General features: G+C 55.5%; 18 protein-coding genes, 1 tRNA gene and 1 pseudogene. 19 read left to right on the forward strand and 1 reads right to left on the reverse strand.

Features of this window, described 5'->3' with window-relative positions; all coding sequences use genetic code 11:
* Position 1: 1 nt before the first annotated feature.
* From JFL75_RS20030 to rsfS, 9 genes are all read left to right on the forward strand, one after another.
* Entirely contained in the window at positions 2 to 802 is an 801-nt protein-coding gene (locus JFL75_RS20030) for a purine nucleoside phosphorylase YfiH/LACC1 family protein (protein ID WP_215628441.1), read from the forward strand.
* Positions 803 to 817: 15 nt separating this feature from the next.
* Positions 818 to 2,572 carry an arginine--tRNA ligase gene (gene argS, locus JFL75_RS20035; protein ID WP_215628442.1) on the forward strand — a complete coding sequence of 585 codons (1,755 nt, stop codon included), beginning with the start codon at positions 818 to 820 and terminating at the stop codon, positions 2,570 to 2,572.
* Between the two features lie 654 nt (positions 2,573 to 3,226).
* A complete protein-coding gene (gene rplU, locus JFL75_RS20040) occupies positions 3,227 to 3,538 on the forward strand; it encodes a 50S ribosomal protein L21 (RefSeq protein WP_215628443.1) in 312 nt (103 codons plus the stop codon).
* A 6-nt stretch (positions 3,539 to 3,544) separates the two neighbouring features.
* Positions 3,545 to 3,883 carry a ribosomal-processing cysteine protease Prp gene (locus JFL75_RS20045; RefSeq protein ID WP_215628444.1) on the forward strand — a complete coding sequence of 113 codons (339 nt, stop codon included), beginning with the start codon at positions 3,545 to 3,547 and terminating at the stop codon, positions 3,881 to 3,883.
* Position 3,884: 1 nt separating this feature from the next.
* A complete protein-coding gene (gene rpmA, locus JFL75_RS20050) occupies positions 3,885 to 4,148 on the forward strand; it encodes a 50S ribosomal protein L27 (protein WP_215628445.1) in 264 nt (87 codons plus the stop codon).
* Positions 4,149 to 4,243: 95 nt separating this feature from the next.
* The gene (obgE, locus tag JFL75_RS20055) at positions 4,244 to 5,254 is read left to right on the forward strand and encodes a GTPase ObgE (protein ID WP_215628446.1); all 1,011 of its coding nucleotides are present in this window, start codon (positions 4,244 to 4,246) and stop codon (positions 5,252 to 5,254) included.
* Positions 5,251 to 6,429: a nicotinate (nicotinamide) nucleotide adenylyltransferase gene (gene nadD, locus JFL75_RS20060; protein ID WP_215628447.1), complete on the forward strand. Its 1,179-nt coding sequence runs from the start codon at positions 5,251 to 5,253 to the stop codon at positions 6,427 to 6,429. Before obgE ends, nadD begins: the two co-directional genes overlap by 4 nt.
* On the forward strand, positions 6,429 to 7,631 hold the full coding sequence (locus tag JFL75_RS20065; protein WP_215628448.1) for an LCP family protein: 1,203 nt from the start codon (positions 6,429 to 6,431) through the stop codon (positions 7,629 to 7,631). Before nadD ends, JFL75_RS20065 begins: the two co-directional genes overlap by 1 nt.
* A complete protein-coding gene (gene rsfS / locus JFL75_RS20070; RefSeq protein ID WP_215628449.1) occupies positions 7,606 to 7,986 on the forward strand; it encodes a ribosome silencing factor in 381 nt (126 codons plus the stop codon). The genes JFL75_RS20065 and rsfS overlap by 26 nt, the downstream gene beginning before the upstream one ends.
* 107 nt (positions 7,987 to 8,093) lie before the next feature.
* On the opposite strand, the gene JFL75_RS20075 is transcribed toward rsfS, so the two are convergent.
* Positions 8,094 to 8,378, reverse strand: a complete 285-nt coding sequence (locus tag JFL75_RS20075; RefSeq protein ID WP_215628450.1) for a hypothetical protein — start codon at positions 8,376 to 8,378, stop codon at positions 8,094 to 8,096.
* 200 nt (positions 8,379 to 8,578) lie between these two features.
* Between JFL75_RS20075 and ispE the strand changes: the two genes are divergently transcribed.
* The 10 genes and pseudogenes from ispE (at position 8,579) to JFL75_RS20125 (ending at position 19,824) form a co-directional block, all read left to right on the forward strand.
* Positions 8,579 to 9,484 (forward strand): 4-(cytidine 5'-diphospho)-2-C-methyl-D-erythritol kinase, encoded by a 906-nt coding sequence (gene ispE, locus JFL75_RS20080; RefSeq protein WP_215628451.1) that lies wholly within the window; start codon positions 8,579 to 8,581, stop codon positions 9,482 to 9,484.
* A gap of 33 nt (positions 9,485 to 9,517) precedes the next feature.
* Positions 9,518 to 9,799: a septation regulator SpoVG gene (spoVG, locus tag JFL75_RS20085; RefSeq protein WP_215628452.1), complete on the forward strand. Its 282-nt coding sequence runs from the start codon at positions 9,518 to 9,520 to the stop codon at positions 9,797 to 9,799.
* A 7-nt stretch (positions 9,800 to 9,806) separates the two neighbouring features.
* A tRNA-Gln gene (locus JFL75_RS20090) sits at positions 9,807 to 9,878 on the forward strand.
* Between the two features lie 96 nt (positions 9,879 to 9,974).
* Positions 9,975 to 10,286, forward strand: a pseudogene (locus JFL75_RS20095) (50S ribosomal protein L25); the annotation flags it as partial.
* Positions 10,287 to 10,357: 71 nt separating this feature from the next.
* A complete protein-coding gene (locus JFL75_RS20100; protein ID WP_251106210.1) occupies positions 10,358 to 10,579 on the forward strand; it encodes a hypothetical protein in 222 nt (73 codons plus the stop codon).
* 103 nt (positions 10,580 to 10,682) lie between these two features.
* Complete coding sequence (gene tilS / locus JFL75_RS20105) at positions 10,683 to 12,098, forward strand: tRNA lysidine(34) synthetase TilS (RefSeq protein WP_215628453.1); 1,416 nt, start codon at positions 10,683 to 10,685, stop codon at positions 12,096 to 12,098.
* Positions 12,091 to 14,016: an ATP-dependent zinc metalloprotease FtsH gene (ftsH, locus tag JFL75_RS20110; RefSeq protein WP_215628454.1), complete on the forward strand. Its 1,926-nt coding sequence runs from the start codon at positions 12,091 to 12,093 to the stop codon at positions 14,014 to 14,016. Before tilS ends, ftsH begins: the two co-directional genes overlap by 8 nt.
* Positions 14,017 to 14,167: 151 nt before the next feature.
* Positions 14,168 to 15,946: a hypothetical protein gene (locus JFL75_RS20115; RefSeq protein ID WP_215628455.1), complete on the forward strand. Its 1,779-nt coding sequence runs from the start codon at positions 14,168 to 14,170 to the stop codon at positions 15,944 to 15,946.
* 6 nt (positions 15,947 to 15,952) lie between these two features.
* A complete protein-coding gene (locus JFL75_RS20120; RefSeq protein ID WP_215628456.1) occupies positions 15,953 to 17,785 on the forward strand; it encodes a S1C family serine protease in 1,833 nt (610 codons plus the stop codon).
* Between the two features lie 155 nt (positions 17,786 to 17,940).
* On the forward strand, positions 17,941 to 19,824 hold the full coding sequence (locus JFL75_RS20125) for a response regulator (RefSeq protein ID WP_215628457.1): 1,884 nt from the start codon (positions 17,941 to 17,943) through the stop codon (positions 19,822 to 19,824).
* The last annotated feature ends 324 nt before the right edge of the window (positions 19,825 to 20,148 follow it).

A 20,148-nucleotide genomic window follows, 5' to 3' on the forward strand; every position in this document is an offset into this window, starting at 1 on the left:
CATGCATCTGCACCCATTTACACTCTCATTTTCCGGGGCGCCGCTTCAGGCGCGGTTCCCGTTTTATTTTGACGGACAGCGGCCGGAGGGAATTTCCTGCGCTCTTTCCTCCCGCCCCGCGGGGAGTATGGCGTATTCCCGGGAAGACGGCGGCCGGGAGCGCGCTGTTTTTTTCCGGTCCCTGGGATTTGATCCCGAAAAGGTTTACTCCTGCGCGCAGGTTCATTCCCGGGATACGGCTGCGGTGGAGCCCGGAACTCCCAATACCCGGCCCCGGGTTGACGGGCTGGCTGCCTCCCGGGATCTCCTGCGGGGAGGAACCGCCCTGTCGGTAACCGTAGCCGACTGTCTTCCGGTTTTCCTCTGGGACAGCGAACACGGTGCCTGCGCCGTTCTTCATTCGGGATGGAAGGGGACCGGCATTGCCCGGAACGCCCTGGCGCTTATGGCGGAACGCTGGCAGACCCGGCCCGCCGCGGTCGCCGCGGTTCTGGGGCCCTGTATCCGGTCCTGCTGCTACCGTGTCGATGGGGAGCGGGCCCGTGTTTTTGAGGATGAATTCGGAGGGCACGGGGGCGATTATCCCCTGGGGCCGGTGGTGAGAAAGGAGCCGGCCCCTGACGAAAACGGTTTTTTATGGTACCTTGACCTCCAGGCGGCGAATGCCCGGATTCTGGCGGCAGCCGGGGTCCGGAATCTGGCGTACTGTGAGGACTGTACCTTCACGGATGAGCGCCTCGGTTCCTTCCGCAGGGAAGGTCCCGAATATACCCGCATGGCCGCCGTAATAGGTTATTTCTGACAGCAAGGAACACCAATGGAAGATACCAAACAATTCTGGAAAAAACGGATAGCCGAAACCCTGACCGAACTGGCCGGAGAAAACGGATCCGGCACGGTTATCGACGTCTCGCAGGTAGTGGCTGAAGTCCCGCCGAAACCCGAACTTGGGGACCTGGGGTTCCCGATGTTCAGTTTTGCGAAAATCCTCAGGAAAGGCCCGCCCCAGATCGCGCAGATCCTGGCGGAAAAACTGTCCGGCAGTCCCGCTCCGCGGGGAACCGCCGCCGCGGAAGGACCCTACGTGAACATACGGCTCAGCCGGCCGGATGAATCATCCGCCCTTCTTGCGGCGGTGCTGGATGAGAGCGGCGGTTTCGGCAGGCCCGGAACCCTGGACGGTTCCAGGATCATGGTCGAATTTTCCAGTCCCAATACCAACAAGCCGCTCCACCTGGGCCATCTCAGGAACGATGTGCTCGGGGAAAGCATTTCCCGGATCCTCTCGGCCTGCGGCGCGGAACTGCGCAAAGTCTGCATCATCAACGACCGGGGAGTCCATATCTGCAAATCCATGCTCGCCTATAAAGAATACGGGGAAGGCAAAACCCCCGAGTCCGAAGGTATGAAGAGCGACCATTTTGTGGGCCATTGGTACGTCAAATTCCACCAGATTAGCAAAGAGGATCCCACCGCGGAAGAACGGGCCCAGGAACTGCTCCGCAAGTGGGAAGCCGGTGACCCGGAAACCGTTGAATTATGGAAGAAGATGAACGCATGGGCTGTGGATGGTATGAAGGAAACCTACCGGCGTACGGGTGTTTCCTTTGACCAGTATTATTTTGAAAGCCAGACGTACCTCCTTGGCAAGGATGAAGTCCTCAAGGGCCTCGAAGCGGGCCTCTTCTACAAGGCTGAGGACGGTTCGATCTGGGTGGACCTCACCGAGGAAAAACTCGATAAAAAAGTGCTTCTCCGCAAGGACGGTACATCTCTTTACATTACCCAGGATATAGGCACCGCCATATCCCGGCAGAGGGACTGGCAATTTGACCGGCTCGTCTATGTGGTTGGTTCCGAACAGCAGTACCATTTCCAGGTGCTTTTCAAGCTGCTCGAAAAACTCGGATTCCTCTGGGCAAAGGACCTGTACCATCTGTCCTACGGTATGGTCAATCTGCCCGACGGGAAGATGAAGAGCCGGGAAGGGACCGTGGTGGACGCCGACGACCTTCTGGATAAACTCAGCGCCATGGCCCTTGAGGAAATCCGCCAGAAGGACCGGGAAGCCGCCGTGGGGGACAGCGGGGACGTGGCTGAAAAAATTGCCCTGGGAGCGCTCCATTATTACCTGCTCCAGGTTTCTCCCTCTAAGGATATGCTTTTTAACCCGCAGGAATCCCTGGCGTTCAACGGCAATACCGGCCCGTATCTCCAGTACATGGGGGCCCGGATTTCCTCAATGCTGAAAAAAGAAGCCGGCAGTTCCGCCGCCGCTGGCGCTGTAAAGCCCGAACTCCTTTCCGGGGACGCCGAATGGGAGCTTGTAAAGACCCTGGGCAATTACCCCGCCGCGGTGGCGGAAGCCGCCGCGAAGATGGACCCATCCCTTATGGCGGTATATCTCTACGATCTTTCCAAAGGTTTCAGCCGGTTCTACCATGACTGTCCCATCCTGAACGCGGAAACCCCGGATCTGGCGGCCACCCGGCTTGCCCTGTCCCGGGGGGTGCTCCGGGTCCTCCGGGACGCCCTGGAACTGATCTGTATACCCTTCCTGGAATCAATGTAGCACAACCGCCGCCGCAGGGCACCGGCGGTATGGAACGCACCGAAGCATGGTGGTGTAACGGAACAGGGGGTCCTGCCGCTGAGCACAGGGGTTGGCTCCTCGTCGGCCTTCGGCCTAGAAAGTCGCTCAACCCCTGTGCTCAGCGGCACCCCGCGCTGCCGTCACAGCCCCATGCTTCGATGCCTTTTCCCGGCAGTGGGTGCCCTGCGGCGGGCGGCCTTGTTGGGGAGGGGTCGGTGCGGGAGGACGATGTGTATTGGGCGCAGCGCCTGAGCCGGGATTGGTTACCGCCCCCCGGACCCCGCTATGGCAGCGCCACCCGGTCACAGCCCCAAACCCTCCCGGAAACAGCCTTCGCCACCCAACACCCCCGAAAAAGCAGGGCGCCTGCATTACACCCGAGAACCGGCACAGAAGCATGATGTAAAAAGGTACCACGGGGTGTCAGAGGATTACGGGTATGAGCGACTTTCGAGGCCGCAGGCCGACACGGAGCCATACCCGTAATCCTCTGACAGGACCCCCGGACCTCGTTCCCCCATGCTTCTGTGCCGCCTGCCGAATATAATGCAGGCGCCCTGATTCCCCGTATTGACCTTGGAAACTTTTTCGGTGTATAAAATAGTACTACTCGTACCATAAGGATAATCGTTCATGTACGCATTGATGGAATTTAAAGGAAAACAGTACAAAGCTGAAAAAGGCGCCCTTCTGAAGGTTGACAGAATCGACGCGGAGGCGGGAACCGCCATTGATATTGACTCGGTGCTCCTCGTTTCCGGGGACTCGATTTCCGTGGGAAGCCCCTACGTTAAGGGTGTTAAGGTTTCCGCAGTGGTTGAGGACCATAAAAAGGACCCCAAGATCATTGTTTTCAAATACAAATCCAAAAAGGACTACCGCCGGAAACACGGTCACCGTCAGCAGTATTCCTATATCAGAATACAGGAAATCGTCGGAGCGTAACCCGATATGATTACCGTCGACGCGGTCCTGGATGAGGCGGGGTTGTTGAAATCCTGCCGTGTTTCGGGCCACGCCGGAGCGGGGCCCCGCGGCGGGGATATTGTCTGCGCCGCGGTTTCAGTCTTAACCAGGACAGCCCTGCAGATCCTTTCCAATAGGGAAGGGATAACAGTCCGGGCCGGCGCTCCGGAACGGGGCGCTTTCTGGATTGAAACCGAGTATACCGGGGAAGGGGAGGTTTTCCTTTCCGCGGCGGGAGTTTTTCTTATCGAAGGACTCCGGTCGGTTTCCCGGGAATACCCGGACCATTGCACTATGACTATACATACCGAACGGAGGAACTAATATGGCACGGAAGAAAGGCGGCAGCGGCGCAAAAAACGGACGTGACTCAAATCCCCAGTATCTGGGCGTTAAAGCATACGGCGGAACCAATGTAAAAGCGGGAACCATCATTGTCCGGCAGCGGGGAACAAAGATCCATCCCGGACCCAATGTGGGCTGCGGCGGTGATTATACCCTTTTTGCCCTGGTTGACGGAACGGTTTCCTTCAGCGAACGCCGGGGCCGGAAGCTCGCCGGGGTTATTCCTGCGGCTTCCGCGGAATAGCAGAGGATTTCCATCGGATTTCCGGGTTTTATGTTTGGGTTGAATGAATGCGGCGCGCCCCGGGGCGTGCCGTTTGTGTTTAAGGCGGGCGGAACATGCAGAAATTTGCCGACGAAGCGCTTATAGAAGTTTCTTCTGGAAACGGCGGGAACGGCTGTGTGGCCTTCCGGCGGGAAAAGTACGTCCCCATGGGCGGCCCTTCCGGCGGCGACGGCGGCCGGGGCGGCGACGTTGTTTTCGAAGTCCGCAGAAATCTCCGTACCCTGGCGCATCTCCGGTATAAGCAGCATTTCAAGGCGGAAAACGGCCGGGACGGGGAAGGTTCCCAGCGTTACGGCCGGAACGGCGAGGATGTGATTGTTCCCGTTCCGCCGGGAACGGTCCTCAAGGATGCCGATTCAGGAACAGTAATCCGGGACTTTGGCATGGACGAAGGCCGTTTCGTGTTTCTCAAAGGCGGGAACGGCGGCTGGGGCAATATCCATTTCAAGTCATCGGTTAACCAGGCTCCGAGAAAGGCCCTTCCCGGAAAACCCGGAGAAAACCGGCGGCTGAAGGTGGAACTGCAGGTCATGGCGGATGTGGGTTTTGTGGGTTTCCCCAATGCCGGCAAATCGTCCCTCCTGGAGCGTTTTACCAACGCCCGTCCCAAGATCGCGCCCTATCCCTTTACAACGAAGATTCCCAATCTTGGGGTGCTCACCCTGGGTGAGCGGGACATTATCCTCGCGGATATTCCGGGGCTCATTGAAGGAGCCTCCGGAGGAGCCGGACTGGGCATCCGTTTTCTCAAGCATATCTCGCGCACCGCGGGGCTTGCGTTTCTGATTGATTTATCCGAAGATAATTACCGGGAAGCGTTTTCCGTATTATTCAAGGAACTGGAAGCTTTTTCCCCGGATCTGGTCGCGAAACCCCGGATAATCGTCGGGACGAAGCTGGATCTTGAAGAAACCGGAAGCCGGCTGGCTGAACTGCGGGAACAGTATCCCCGGGAAGAAGTACTGGGCATTTCGGTGTTTTCCGGGGAAGGTATACCGGAGCTGGCCGCGGCCATTGGCAGACTCGTAAACACGGCGGAAGCAGGGGAGAAAGAGGAAGGGTGAGGCTCGCTGTTCTCGGGGGAAGTTTTAATCCCATACACATCGGACACATGGCCTTAGCCGAAGCCGCCCTCAACGCCTTTTCATTTGACCGGATTATCCTGATCCCGGTGTACCAGTCGCCCCATAAGGAACAGCTCAGCGGCGCCGCCGCCCAGGACCGGCTGGATATGCTCTGTTCCTCGATCCCCGCCGATCCCCGCTTTACCGTGGATGACTGTGAAATACAGCGGGAAGGCGTGTCCTACACGATAGATACCCTTGAATATATCGATAAACAGTACCGTCCCGAGGGAAAAATCGGTCTTATCATAGGCGATGACCTTGCCAGGGATTTCCATACCTGGCGGCGGGCGGATGAAATAGCGGAACGGGCGGATATCATCATCGCCCACCGGTTTAACCAGGGTGAAATTTCCTTTCCGTACCCGTACAAACGGCTTAAAAATGAAATAATCCCCCTTTCCTCCGGAGATGTCCGGCGGCGTATTTCCTCGGGGCAGGACTGGCTGTACCTTGTTCCCCAGGGCGCCCGGTTTATAATCGAAGACCGCTCTCTGTACGGCTTCGGGGAATCCTCCGGAAGCAAAGAATCCCCCGGATACGGTTTTTCCCTGATAGCCATGGTTGAGGATGCCGTACGGAACTTCGTTCCATCCCACCGCTTCCTCCACTGCCGGAACGTCGCGGTTCTGAGCTGGGATCTCTGCGGTGAATTCGGGGTTGACCCCCGGAAAGGTTACCTCGCGGGCATTGCCCATGACATGTGCAAGCACTTTTCCGAAGCGGATCTCCGGGAACTCGCCTCCGCTGACGGCGGCGGAATTTCCAAGCTGGAGCAGAAAAAGCCCTCACTGCTCCACGCCCGGGCCGCCGCGGTGTTCCTCGAAAGACGTTTCGGGATCTCCGATGAGGATGTCCTCGACGCGGTGCGGTTTCACACCACGGGTTCCGAGTTTATGGGCCCCCTGGCAAAAATTGTGTATATCGCCGATAAGATCGAAGTCGGCCGGAACAATATCAACCCGAGAATGCGGGATGTAGGGAAAAACGCCGATCTCGACCAGCTGTTTGAGACCGTCTTTAACGAGACCGTGGCATACCTCGATTCCCAGGAACTGGTGCTTTCCGAAGGAACCCGGCGGCTGCTCGAATCAATTCAAAAAAAGAGGACTTAATGAAACAGGGGAAAATAGATGCCAGCGTCTATTTGCTGGTTTTGATTATTCTGCTTCTTATCGGCGGAACGATTTTTACGGTTTTTATCCTGCGCCAGGATCCGCTGGAGGAGATTTTTGCCGGCGACCGGGTGATTAATACCCTTTTCATTATTGAAGATCAGAAAAAACCCCTCAGTTCCTTTGTTCTCCTGTATTATCCGGCCACAAAACGGGCCGCCGTGTTTGACATTCCCGGCGAAGTCGGCCTTATAATTCAGCAGATAAACCGGGTGGACCGGATAGATACGGTGTACTCACCCCAGAAACCCGATCCCTATGAGGTGGAGATCGAACGGCTTCTGGGGCTCGATATTAATTTTTCGGTGGTCTTCACCCTGGAAAATTTCGGGAAACTGGTGGATCTCATCGAAGGTATCGATATTTTTATTCCCTCCCGGATTGAACTGCTCGAGGAAGGGGATCCCATCCTGTTCCCTTCGGGAATGGTCCGGCTTGACGGGGAAAAGGTGCGGCGTTATCTCGCCTTCCGCCATGAGGAAGAAGAATCCGAGGTGGTCCATACCCGGCGCCAGCGGGTTTTTCTGGGACTCATAAAACGGCTGGGGGAACAGAACGAATTTCTCAAAAAACCGGCGGCGGCGAAGTTTTTCCACGGGCTTATGCGGAGCGATATGAGCCAGACCACCAGGACGAGATTGTTTGATGAATTGAGGGGAATCGATACTGACCGGGTGAGCGCCCAGATCGTTACCGGAAACATCCGGGAGGTTTCCGGCCAGCGGCTTATTTTTCCGTATTACGACGGCAGCCTGATAAAAGAGGTGGTCCGCCAGAATCTTTCGAGCCTGACCCGTCAGGTGGAAGGGACCATGACGGAACGGGTTTTTACTGTGGAAGTGCTCAACGGGACACCGTCGAGCGGTCTGGCCCGGCGTACCGCGGATCTGCTCCAGGGATTCGGCTATGATGTAATTACCGTCGGAAATGCCGACGAAAATGATGTGGAGCGTACGGAAATTATCGACCGGTCCGGATACGATGCTATGGTGCGAATATTCGCGGACCTTATCCGGTGTCAGAACATACGTTCGGAAGTTCCGGCGCCGGAGGATATGGATGTGCGGAATTTTGAATATAAAGCGGATTTTACTTTAATACTTGGCAGGGATTTTAATGGGCGATACGTTACGAACCGATGACGCGGCGTTTGCGGTTGAATTAGGCAGACTGATCCAGGACCACCGCGGCGGTGACGTGGTCGTTATGGACCTCCGGGAACTGCATATGTGGACTGATTTTTTTGTGGTCGCCACGGTTACCAGTTCCGCTCATCTGGCGGGACTCCAGCGGCATATTAAGGATTTCTGCGTCCAGAATTCAATAGAAATTGTAAGGCGGCACAAAAAAGTGCCCGCCGGCGACGAGTGGAGCCTCATAGACCTTGGAAATATCGTTGTCCATCTGATGACGTCAAAGGCCCGGTCTTTTTACGAATTGGAGCGGCTTTGGAGCGGAGCATCGATTGTCTTTAAGGGAAACAACCCCGAAGGTTAAGACGAAAAGCGCGGCCCGGATTACGGGCCGTTTTTTTAAAATACCATACACACCGGGGAATCCCTGTCAGCATCGGCGCGCCAAAAATTCCCGGTGACTAATTATCCTTATTCGTCAAAATCGTCGTAATCGATGTCTTCTTCATAATCAAAGTCATCGTCATCATCATCAAAATCGTCGTCATCGTCTTCGAAGTCATCGTCTTCAAAATCATCATCAAAATCATCGTCCATGTCGTCAAAGTCATCGTCTTCTTCTTCATCTTCGATGTCATCATCGTCGTCGTCGTCAAAGGCGAAAAAAGGATAGGGCGAATTTTTTTCCTGTACATCCGTCAGGGGCATAAGACAAAGTTCGTCTTGCTCGTCGGTAATGGTTTCAAACAGAACCATGGCATACTCCATTAGATCTTGATATCCCTTGAAACATAAGGGAGACTTTCCATATCTGTCAACAGGTTTTTTGCATTTTTGTTATTATTTTATTGAAATATTGATTTTTTGCATTTCCCCGGAAATTTCAGAAAATCCCGGTAAACCGATACCGCCGCAGGCTTTACAAAACTGCGCAAATTGTTATAATAAGGACCTCAATGTGTGCGGCCCTGACGGTTGAAGCGCCCTGCAAAGTAAACATACACCTCCGGGTTCTGGGCAGGCGCAGCGACGGTTATCACAATCTGGAAAGCATCTTTCTGGCGCTTTCCTTTGGTGATATCCTGCGGTTTGAGGTTTTTGAACCCCATATCAGCCGGCCGGATGAAATCCGGATACAGCCGGAACTCCCCGCTGGGGACAGCAGTATAGCAAAGGCTGTATCCCTTTTCCGTTCCGTGACGGGATTTTCCGGGGCAGTAAAAATTGAGGCTGAAAAAAGAATACCCCTGGGGGCCGGCCTTGGCGGAGGATCATCCGACGCCGCGGCAACCCTCATGGTTTTAAACAGGCTGTCCGGCCTTTTTCTGCCGGAGCGGGAGCTCCAGCGCATGGCACTGCAGCTGGGCAGTGACGTGCCGTTTTTCCTGCGGGGCGGGGCGGCGTACGTGACCGGAAGGGGTGAAATAATCGAACCCCTGGATCCGCCGGAGCACTTATGGATTGTGCTGGTTAATCCCGGGATATTCAGCGGCACACCGGAAGCTTTCGCGCTGATGGACCGGAATGGGGACACCCTCTGGACGCAGCAGCTTCCGAAGGAAGAATTGGTCCGGGCCCTGTCCGGTGATCCGGCTTCGTGGCCCTACCGGAACGACTTCCTGGCGCTCTTTCTGAGCCGGGGAACCGCGGCCGTCAGAGACGGGTATACGCGGATTTTAGAGGAATTAGAGGCCTTAGGGGCTGACTTTGCCGGTCTTTCAGGATCGGGATCAACCTGTTTTGGAGTATTTAAAGATAAGAGAGTCGCAGAAAAAGCGGAAAAAGCACTGATTTCGCGGTGGTCTTTTGCACAGATGACGTTTCCTCTTGCGCGTACAGGTATTACGGTATTAAAATGTTAGTATACACCTGGACCGAATAAAAAGGAGAGCGCCATGGAGATTACCGACATCAGGGTCCGAAAAGTGGCCGGTGAGGGAAAGCTTAAGGCATATGTAACGGTTACATTTGATGACTGCTTTGTGGTTCATAATGTAAAAATCATTGAAGGAAAGAGCGGCATTTTTATTGCTATGCCGAGCCGGAAAACAAGAGCTGGAGAATACAAGGATGTAGCCCATCCCATTCATCCGGAATTCCGCGCTGAATTACAGAAGAGAATCCTGGACCGGTATGATTCGGGGAATGTACAGGATGATCCTACTGTAGAGTTGTAGGTATGATTGGGACGTAGGCAAGTGGTAAGCCACCGGGTTTTGGCTCCGGCATGCGCAGGTTCGAACCCTGCCGTCCCAAATACATGAACCCGGGAAAGGTCCGGTAGAGCTTTCCTGGAGTGTCAGCCCGTTGGTTTGACGTGTCCCAGTGTTGCAGTATGCAAGGAGTTGTACAATGAGTCAGGTAGTTATCGCGGCCCGCAGCCGGGCCGATACCGGGTCGGGGGTAGCCCGGAGAATACGCCGCGCAGGCCGTATTCCCGCCGTTATGTACGGCCATTCAGGTAAATCCGTTATCCTCGATCTCGATGCGTTGGAATTCACCAACGGTATCAAGGGTATTTCGGAAAGTACCATCGTCAAGATTGAAATTGACGGAAAGGCCCATGAGGCGTTCGTAAAGGATACCCAGCGGAATATCCTGGATGGTAAAATCCTCCATGTCGATTTTTATGAAGTGGAAAGCGGAACCACTGTCCGCGCCAGGGTGCCTCTCCATATCAGCGGCAGCCCGGCGGGTGTCCGGGAAGGCGGCGTTTTTGAGTCCCCCTCCATGAAGTGGAAGTGGAATGTCTTCCCAAGGATCTTCCCGAACGGATCGAAGTGGACGTATCGGAACTCAAGGTTAACCAGTCGATCCACATCAGGGATCTTAAACTCGGCGCCGGTGTCAAAATACTGTCCAACGGCGACCAGGTTGTGGCCTTGGTCAAGTATACCAAAGCCGAAACCGCTTCCGAAGAAGAATCCGCCTCCGAAGAAGGGGCGGCTAAGGAATAATATCCTGCCGTTTCCCGTAAGAGAGGCCGGATTTTGACTGCACTGATTGCTATTAGCCGTTCGTTCCCGGCGGAGCGGACGGTTTTTTTTTGGAGTTCCCGGCATGGGGCCCGCTGAATTTGAAAAGGCCCTGGAAGACGGGCTGGGTTCCTGGCCCCGGGGTACGGCTTTTTTAGCCGCCGTATCCGGGGGGGCCGACTCCACCGCAATGCTCTCCGCCCTGGCTTCCCTGGTGGAGCGCCGGGGGTATAAATTCCGGTGCCTTCACGTAAACCATGGAATACGGCCCGCCGGCGACTGTTCCGGTGACGCCGAATTCGTCAGATCCCTCTGCAGAAACTTTAAGATACCCTGTACCATAGCAGCCGTACCTCAGGGCAGAATTGCCGCCCGGGCCGAAAAAACCGGCGCCGGAATAGAAGACGCCGCCCGGTATTACCGCCGCCGGGCCTGGGAACGGGAACTGCGGCGTACCGGGGCCGCCAAGGTACTGGTGGCCCATACCCGGGATGATGCCCTGGAAACGCTGATTATGGCGGTTATCCGGGGCGCCGGCCCGGCGGGGCTGTCCTGGATGCCCCGGCAGCGGGGGAATGTGCTCCGTCCCATGATCAGTCTTACCCGGGTGGATGTGCTCGGATACCTTAAGGACCGGAATATTTCCTACCGGACCGACGCGACCAACAGCGATACCCGGTATTTCCGCAATCGGATCCGACACACCCTGATTCCCCTCCTGGACGAACAGTTTCCCGGGTGGAAAACCGGAGCGGCTTCCCTGGGAAAGACCCAGCGCCTGGTTTCATCTTATCTGGTCAGGGAAGCCGCTGAACGGATTCAATGGAAAACCGACGGAAACAGCCTGACAGTGCCGGAGGAACTTTTTTTCGGACGGCCCGGGATCCTCCGGGAGGAGGCGGTTTTTCAGGGGATAAACCGCGCCAAAAGACTTGGCGGAAAAGCCGCGCTCCGGGCCGATCCTCCCGCGGCGGAAAAGGTACCCCGGAGAAAAGTCCTGAGGTCCTTTGTCCGGGGAAACCTCAGTGCCTTGGATCTCGGTTCCTGCCGCCTGACACGGACGCACGGAACGGTCCGTATAGAGCCCGCCGTTTCCGGTTCTGATTCCGGCTTTTCACTCGCCATAGACCGTGAGGGGACCTATACCGCGGGGGGACTCACCGTAACCGTGGTTTCACCGGAATCCATGGAAAAACCCAGCCCGGCATCGGCAGGGTACTGGTTTTACGCGGGACTTCCCCTGATTTTCCGCTGCCGTGAACCCGGGGACCGTATACAGACATCCGGGAAGAATAAGCTCCTGAAGGATCTGCTGCCGGCCAAAGAGGCCCCGGGAAACCGGCGTTTTATTGTTGCCGAAGACTATAAAGGAATAATTGTGTGTATTGGACTAGCCCAAGGGGATGCAAAAATTCTACTATGTAGAGAGAATTGCTGCGATAGTAACCGGCCGCCCCCAGAGGGCGACCGACTAGTATACATCGGGGGTTTTGATGCTTGATAATAAGAATGACAATACGCCGCCCCGGCCGTCTCTGAATACCGGCCGGCCGAACCGTTTTGCCTTGATCTTTTTCCTTGTCATGGTGGGGCTTTTTATCGCCTATTTTTTCAGGAGCGATACCTCTTCAATCCAGGAAATTCCCTATTCGACATTTACCAATTACCTCGACCGAAACGAAGTGGTGGCGGTAAAGATTCTCGATAATACCACCATTGAAGGAACCGTGAAAGGCGCCTCCGGAGAACTTGTCCGTTTCAAGACCCTTATCCCCTATCAGGACCCGTACCTTCTGCCGGCCCTCCAGGAAAAGGGTGTCAACGTATCCGGCGCCGTTACCGGCGTCAGCCCCTTCAGGATACTCCTGGAATTCCTGCCCTGGCTGATCGGATTCGGATTTATCTGGTTCATGTTCCGGAACATGCAGGGATCGGGAAACAAGGCTTTCCAGTTCGGCAAAAGCCGGGCAAAACGGTACCAGGATGAAGGGAAGAAGGTTACCTTCGCGGATGTTGCCGGCCAGGACGACGCCAAGTACGAACTTCAGGAGGTGGTTTCTTTTCTGAAGAATCCCCAGAAGTTTACGAAAATGGGGGCTAAAATCCCCAAGGGTGTGCTCCTGGTAGGCATGCCCGGAACCGGCAAAACCCTTATGGCCCGGGCCGTGGCCGGGGAAGCGGGGGTCGCATATTTCCATATGTCCGGCTCAGACTTTGTTGAAATGTTTGTAGGTGTCGGGGCGAGCAGAGTCCGGGACCTGTTTGAGCAGGGCCGGCGGAGCGCCCCCTGTATTATTTTTATTGATGAATTGGATGCGGTCGGCCGGACCCGGGGCGCGGGATACGGCGGCGGCCATGATGAACGGGAACAGACCCTCAACCAGATGCTCGTTGAGATGGACGGTTTCGATTCCAAAGACGGTGTCATAATTCTGGCAGCCACCAACCGGCCGGATGTACTCGACCCCGCGCTCCTCAGACCGGGGCGTTTCGACCGCCAGGTGGTGGTGGCCATGCCGGATATCAAGGAACGGGAATCCATACTCAAAATCCACGCCGCCAAGGTGCCCCTGGCACCGGAGGTCGATATGGTACGGGTCGCCCGTGCCACACCGGGAATGAGCGGCGCTGATATCGCGAACCTTGTCAACGAAGCCGCTCTCTACGCGGCCAGAAAGGATAAAAGCGCGGTGGAAATGTCCGATTTTGAGGAAGCCCGGGATAAAATTCTTATGGGTGTCGCCCGCAAATCCCTGGCAATGTCCGAAAAGGAACGAAAAATGACCGCCACCCATGAAGCCGGCCATGCCCTGCTTCATTATTACCTCAAAAACGCCGATCCGCTGCATAAAGTTACCATTGTTCCCCACGGAAGAGCCCTGGGTATGGCCATGTCCCTGCCCGAGGAAGACAGCTACAGCCGCACCAGAGGATGGCTCGAGGACCGGATCGTCATTGCATACGGCGGCTGGGTTGCGGAAAAACTCTTTTACAGCGAAACCACCACGGGGACCAAACAGGATATTCAGCAGGCCACCGACCTGGCCCGGCGTATGGTCTGTGAATGGGGAATGGCGGAAGACCTGGGGCCCATTGCATACGGGCAGGAAGATGAACCGATCTTCCTGGGCAAGGAGATTGCCCGCCACAAGGACTATTCCGAAGATACCGCCAAACGCATTGACCGGGCGGTACAGTCCGTTCTCGAGGGCGGCCGGTCCAAGGCCGAGCAGATCCTCGGTGACCATAAAGATCAGCTGGAAAAGCTCAGCGATGCCTTGATTTCTCAGGAGACCATGCTTGACGACGATGTCCGCAGCCTTCTTGGCCTGCCTCCCCGGGAAAACTCCGCGTCGCTTTCGGATACAGTTAAAAATCCTGCGGAAGATGCCGGGGAAAAATCACCAACCTCACCCTAAAGGGACGTCAGACTTTTAGTCTGAGGTTGTTGGTTCTGTAAGGTAAGGATTGTATGCGGGTTTAATACCCAAAAAGCCAAACCTTTCATTGAAAAAAGCCTTGAAGGGTAGGGTATTAAACCCACAGGCGAATAGAAACCGGAGGCCTGCTATGTACCGCCGTTTTTTAGTGTGGTTCATTTTTTGTCTTGCTGCGGCCGCGCCGCTTTTCGGCCAGTTCAACGGGGATGAGTCATCCCCGGGCGATACGGCGGTTGCGGAGCAGTACGCCCGCTGGGGCCGGGACATGATCGGCGGCGGCCGCTGGCTGGAAGCCGAAATCGGCCTGGAACGGGCAGGTGACTTCTCGGATGTTTCTTCGGATATTTCATATCTTCTCGCTTTAACCCGGTCGCATCTTGGCCGTCCCAGGGGCGCCGTACTGGAATCGGTCCGCCGGTCCATTGAAACCGGCCGGTGGTTTCTGTATTCCGAAGAACACGCCCGTCTGCTGGAGGCAAAGACCCTCATCACTCTCAGGGCCTTTCCTGAAGCGCTTTCCGCGTTGGCCATGATCCGGGACTCCGCCGACGCCGCGGAGCTGCGGCTCCTGGCGCTTAAGGGGCTTGCCGATTTTCCCCGGTTCCGCAGTGCCGCCGCCGCGGCCATGGAGGCTTATCCCAGGGATCCCCGCCCGGTTCGTATCCTTTTTGAGTACGCCGGAGAAATACTTCCCCAGGGACCGGACAGGGATCTCGTAAACACAGCCCTCCGGCGGATGCCGGTGCTGCTTGTTTCCGATCCCGGACTGGCGTATCTTGCGGTTCCCTTTATCCGGGATACCGAAGAATCCTCCCGGCTCGTGGCATCCTACAGGGCCCGGGGAAATCCCGTTCCGGCCTCAATTCCCGCGGCCCTTAATCTTGGCCTGATAAACGAAGAAACCGCCATTGATGAGCTGTTTTCTTTCAGGGACAATACTTATTCGGCCCAAAAACTGCAGGAGCCGGTCCTTCTGCGTTCTCTGGTCTCCGAAATTTGGGATCTGCTCCGTTCGGAACAGTCCAGAAATGCTTTTATGCGAAACCTTTTGGCCTTTACCGGTGTTATTATAGATGACGGGGATAAAGACGGTTTCCCCGAAAGCCATACCCGGTACATTCAGGGAACTCTGGTATATTATTGGTACGACGCCGATCAGGACGGCCTGCCGGAGCTGGAAATCTTTTTTTCCGGCGGTGTCCCGGTCAGGGCCGTGACGGTGATTCTCCCTGAGCAGGCAGCGCCGCAGGAGCTTCCGGATAACCGTGTCGCGGGGTTTGCCTATCCCGTGCGGGATGAGGAACGGACACGGGTGACCCTGTTCTGGGAACAGTACCCCGCGGTACTCAGGGCGGAACTGGATAGAACGGGGTATATTCCGCCGCCCTTCGAGTTCCAGTACGCGCCGGTTCAGTTTACGCCACTCCTGAGAAACGGCGGGGCCGGAGACTTTCTGTACCCGCAGCGGGACCGGCTGATTCCGAGAATTTCCCGGCGTTCCCTTATTTCCTTTGCCTCGGCCATTGAACAGCCCAGCGCAGAAATACCCGGGGCGGTGGAACGGATTGAAATGGTGCGGGGTGTTCCCCAGCACGCGGCGGAGACCCTCGGCGGAAAGCTGGTATCAGAGACCGAATTCCTCCTCGGACAGCCGGTCCTGCAGCGCATTGATCTCGATCTTGACGGACGGCTTGAGACGGTCAGGCGTTTCCGCCATATCCCCGGCGTCGCTCCGGGGGATAATCCCCTGGAGTATTCCAGGATTATTGACAGCTCTGAAAGCGACTGGAACGGGGACGGATCCTACGAATACGGTGAACAGTATCTTCCCGGCGGCAGGATTGAGCGTTCCTGGGATACCAATGGAGACGGTGTCCGGGATCAGCGTGAAATAAGAACGGAGGAGTAGGCATTTATGCCAAAGCCAAGTAAAAAACACGTATTCCTTCTTTTCTCGTTCCTTGCCGGCCCGGCGCTGCTGTTTTTTTCCTGCGCGTCGGCGGAGCAGCGGCTGGAAGCGCCCTGGTCAATCCGTGAATTCAGACTCGATGATATTTCAATGTACGCCGAAGAGGACCCGGCCCGGGCAATACATTTGATCGGGATGTATGAAAACATCTACGGTCCGGATAGTCCCCATAATGAAATTGACGATGATGATGCGCAGCATCTGGAAAATCTGCGGGAACAGGCAATCAGCAATCTGAAAACCGCCCAGGCCGCGGCTATCGAAGAAAAACGCTGGGACGACGCGGCCTCCCTGGCCCGGTCTCTGGCTGTTGTCGGTATCGCGGTGGAAAGCACCGGTATGGAACCCGACTTCGTGCTGGCGGAGGCCCTGGAATACCTGGACCAGGGAAACAACCTGGCGGCGTTTATCCACGCTGTCCGGGCCCATGAGCTTAGGCCCCTGGATGCGGAAAACGCCCTTCTTTTCCTGGAACGGGCGGTGGACGTAAAGCAGCGGCGGACCGCCGCATTTTTTCTCGCTATCATTGACAGTTTGCAGGTGCCCGTGGAGGAAACCCTCCGGTCATACGCCGAGGGCCGCGACTCTCCGGCGGATATGATCAAGGGCGTTGCCACGGTTCTCGTTGACCGAGGTGTCCGTATCCAGCGCGGCATGGGAAGTCCGGACCGTGTCATCGGCTCCGCTTTTTTTGTGGATGCCTCCGGGCTCCTGATAACAAATTACCATGTAATCGCCAGTGAAGTTGATCCCAGCTATGAGGGATTCTCACGGATGTATATCCGCATGGGGGATTCTTCCAGCCCCCGTATTCCGGCCAAGGTTATCGGATGGGACAAAGCCATGGACCTTGCCCTGATCAAGGCGGAAATTACCCCGGAGTACGTGTTTTCCGTGGTGGACCGGGTCATTCCCCGGGTGGGGGATACGGTGATTGCCATCGGTTCTCCCGGCGGGTTGGAAAAAACCGTTACTTCCGGAATTGTATCGGCTCTGGGCCGGCGTTTCCTGCAGATAGGGGATGTCATACAGATTGACGCCGCGGTTAATCACGGCAATTCCGGAGGCCCGGTGGTGGATAACAGCGGACGTCTGGTGGGTATCGTTTTTGCCGGCATAGATCAGTATCAGGGACTGAATTTCGCCGTTCCCGCGGAACGGCTCGCCGCGGCGCTGCCTGCAATGATCAAGGGAGGCAAGTCCGAACGCCCCTGGATCGGGCTTACGGTAAGCGAAACCGTTTCCGGCGCGGAAATTATCTATGTCGCGCCGTATACTCCCGCTTCGGAACAGCAGATCCCCGAGGGGGTGTATATTACCAGGCTCAATGATACCGTTATTACCGCCCCCCAGGGCGCCCTTATCCCGGCGCTCCAGGATGTCCTGTTTCCCTTCCGCCCGGGAGAACTGGTTTCCCTGGAAACCTCCGACGGAAAGCGGTATATCGTAATGACCGCTGTCCGGCCCGATGTCCCTCTGGCTCAGGCAGCAAAGGTTGATACCAAGGAACGGATGGCCGCCCCGCTTTTCGGTCTGATTCTGTCTCCTTCCCTGGGAAAATCCTTCTCCCCAACGTATCTGGTCAAAAAAATTGTCCGGGGCTCCATTGCCGATGAAGCGGGATTGTCCGAAAACGACTCCGTATCCATCAAAAATTTCCGGCTGGAAGAGGATCTCGGTTATGCTTTGATGGTTATAAACGTTAAAAAGCGCCGCATGGGATACATGGAAACCACCATGCAGCTGCCGGCGCTGCTCGATTCCCCGGATACGCTGTAATTTCCTTCCTGAAACGTGATTTTCCCTTTTTTTACATTACCTTATGTTTGTAGTATACTTTATTGTATGGCAGTACTATGCCGGACAATGTCAAAACAAACCAGAAACCCGCGGGATTCCGGCAGTTTCCGGTAATTTAAAAATGGTGAATTACTATGTACAGGATCGTAATTTGTGAACCGGAGCAGGATATTGCCCGGCAGGCTGCGTCAATACTGCGGGATGCCGGTTATGACATTGCCGGAATATACCGCAGTTTCCAGGATGCCGGTGATCTGTGGGGCAGGGAAAAAATCGATCTGGCGCTGATTGATGTTTCACGGGAGGAACCGCAGCAGAGTGCCAAAACCGCCCTGGATTTATTCGAAACCTACAATATTCCGTCGGTGCTTCTCAGCGATTTTGATCCCGGAACCGCGGCCGGCGGCCTGAAATACGGCCTTCCCTTTGTCTATGCCGGAAAAGACCTCGATCCGAAGGAACTGAAATACGGAATTGAGGCCATGCTGTACGGCCGGCACATGGAACAGAAGCTGGCTGAATGTGAAAACCGGTACCGCGGCTTTTTTGAAAATACCCTGACAGCCAATTTTATCGCAACCCTGGAGAATATAATCACCGACTGCAACAGTTCCTTTGCGGAACTGCTGGGGTTTTCGGGACCGGAGGATGCCGCCGGCATATCCCTGCTGGATCTGTTCGCGTTCCCCTCGGAAGGTATCCGTCTTCTGAGAAAACTTTTCCTGGACCCCAAAACATCAGATTGCTGCCGGAAGACCGGAGAGTGGGTTCTCAGGCATAAAAACGGAAGCCACGTATTCGTTCTGGCAACGGTTCAGCTTGTTTACTCTCCGGAAGGAAGTCCCCTGGAACTCAGGGGCATACTCCTGGATTTAACGGAAATCCGTGATCTGGAGGAGAAGCTCATCCAGAGCCGGAAAATGGAAACCATCGGACGTATCTCCGGAAGTATTGCCCATGATTTCAACAATATCATCACCGCCATAATAGGGTACTGTGATCTTCTTAAAACCAGTATCGGAGGAGATCCGGATTTATCCCAGGATATTGACGGGATCCTCCTGGCGGCCCGGAAAGCCGGGGATTTAACCCGGTATATGATGAGTTTTTCCCGCAATCAGCCAATGCATGTGGCGGTGATTAACGCAGAAGAATCCATCAGAGGATTGGAAGGGATTATCCGCCGGCTCGTACCGGGGACCGTAAAAATTCTGTTCAATTTTTCCGCCGAGGAACCCTATGTTTTTGTAAACCAGGGCCGGTTTGAGCAGATGATTATTAACCTTGTGATGAACGCCAAGGACGCGCTCCGGACCTCAGGTTTTATTGAAGTAAGCACCCGGACTATTTCCGGCAGGGATATCTCCCGGCCGGAACTGGCGGGAAATACCTGGCTCGAAATAACCGTCCGGGACAACGGAACCGGAATAGCTCCCGGCGATTTAACGAAAATATTCGATCCCTATTTTTCCACAAAAGCGCCGGACCGGGGTACCGGCCTCGGACTCCAGTCGGTGCTCACCACCGTTAACCATACCGGAGGCCATATTTTTGTGGACAGCGAATATGGCGCGGGAACAAAGGTTTTGGTATTTATTCCCATCAGCCGGGACAAACCGTCTCCCGCCGAAGAGCCGCTTCCGGAATTCAGGAAGGTCAGCCGGAACAGTACCATTGTGCTTGCTGAGGATGATGAAACCCTCAGGAACCTGCTCTCGAAGCTGCTGTCAAAAACCGGTTACCGGGTAATAAAACTGACCAATCCCGGGGAAGCCTCCGCGGCGATACAGGGCGAAACCGATTTTATTCTTCTTACAGATATTGTAATGCCGGAAATGACTGGATACACTCTGGCGGAAACTGTTTTGGCGGAGGCTCCCGGGGGAAAGGTTCTTTTTATGACCGGCTATAATGATGAATACAGTGTACCGCCCGCCCTGAGAAACAGGAAATTCCGGTTTATCAAGAAACCCTTTTTCTATAAGGACTTAATCAGTACCCTGGACGAACTGGTGTGACAGGCCGCGTTGCCGGTAATGCACATGCTTCTCTGCTGCCGCTGGGATTGCTTTGAAGGTCTCCGCGCCCAGTCATCATGGATCTGGTTAGATCGGAATATATTATACCTAACGGTAGGTACTATCAAATGTCCTGCCTTGGCGGGGGCGCTGGGTTCCAGAGAGCGTTTCCGGTATAGCGGCCGGAACCCGGAGTGGGGGCAGCGTAAGACTTGCCGCCAATGGCGCCAAGTCTTTCAGGTTTTTTGCTCCGCAAAACTCCACAGATGGTGCGGCAAGGCTGGAGCGAGGGGTTGTGTCCTTCGGACACGCGCAGCCCGCGCG

The organism is Breznakiella homolactica, assembly GCF_016616095.2.
Classification (GTDB): Bacteria; Spirochaetota; Spirochaetia; order Treponematales; family Breznakiellaceae; genus Breznakiella; species Breznakiella homolactica.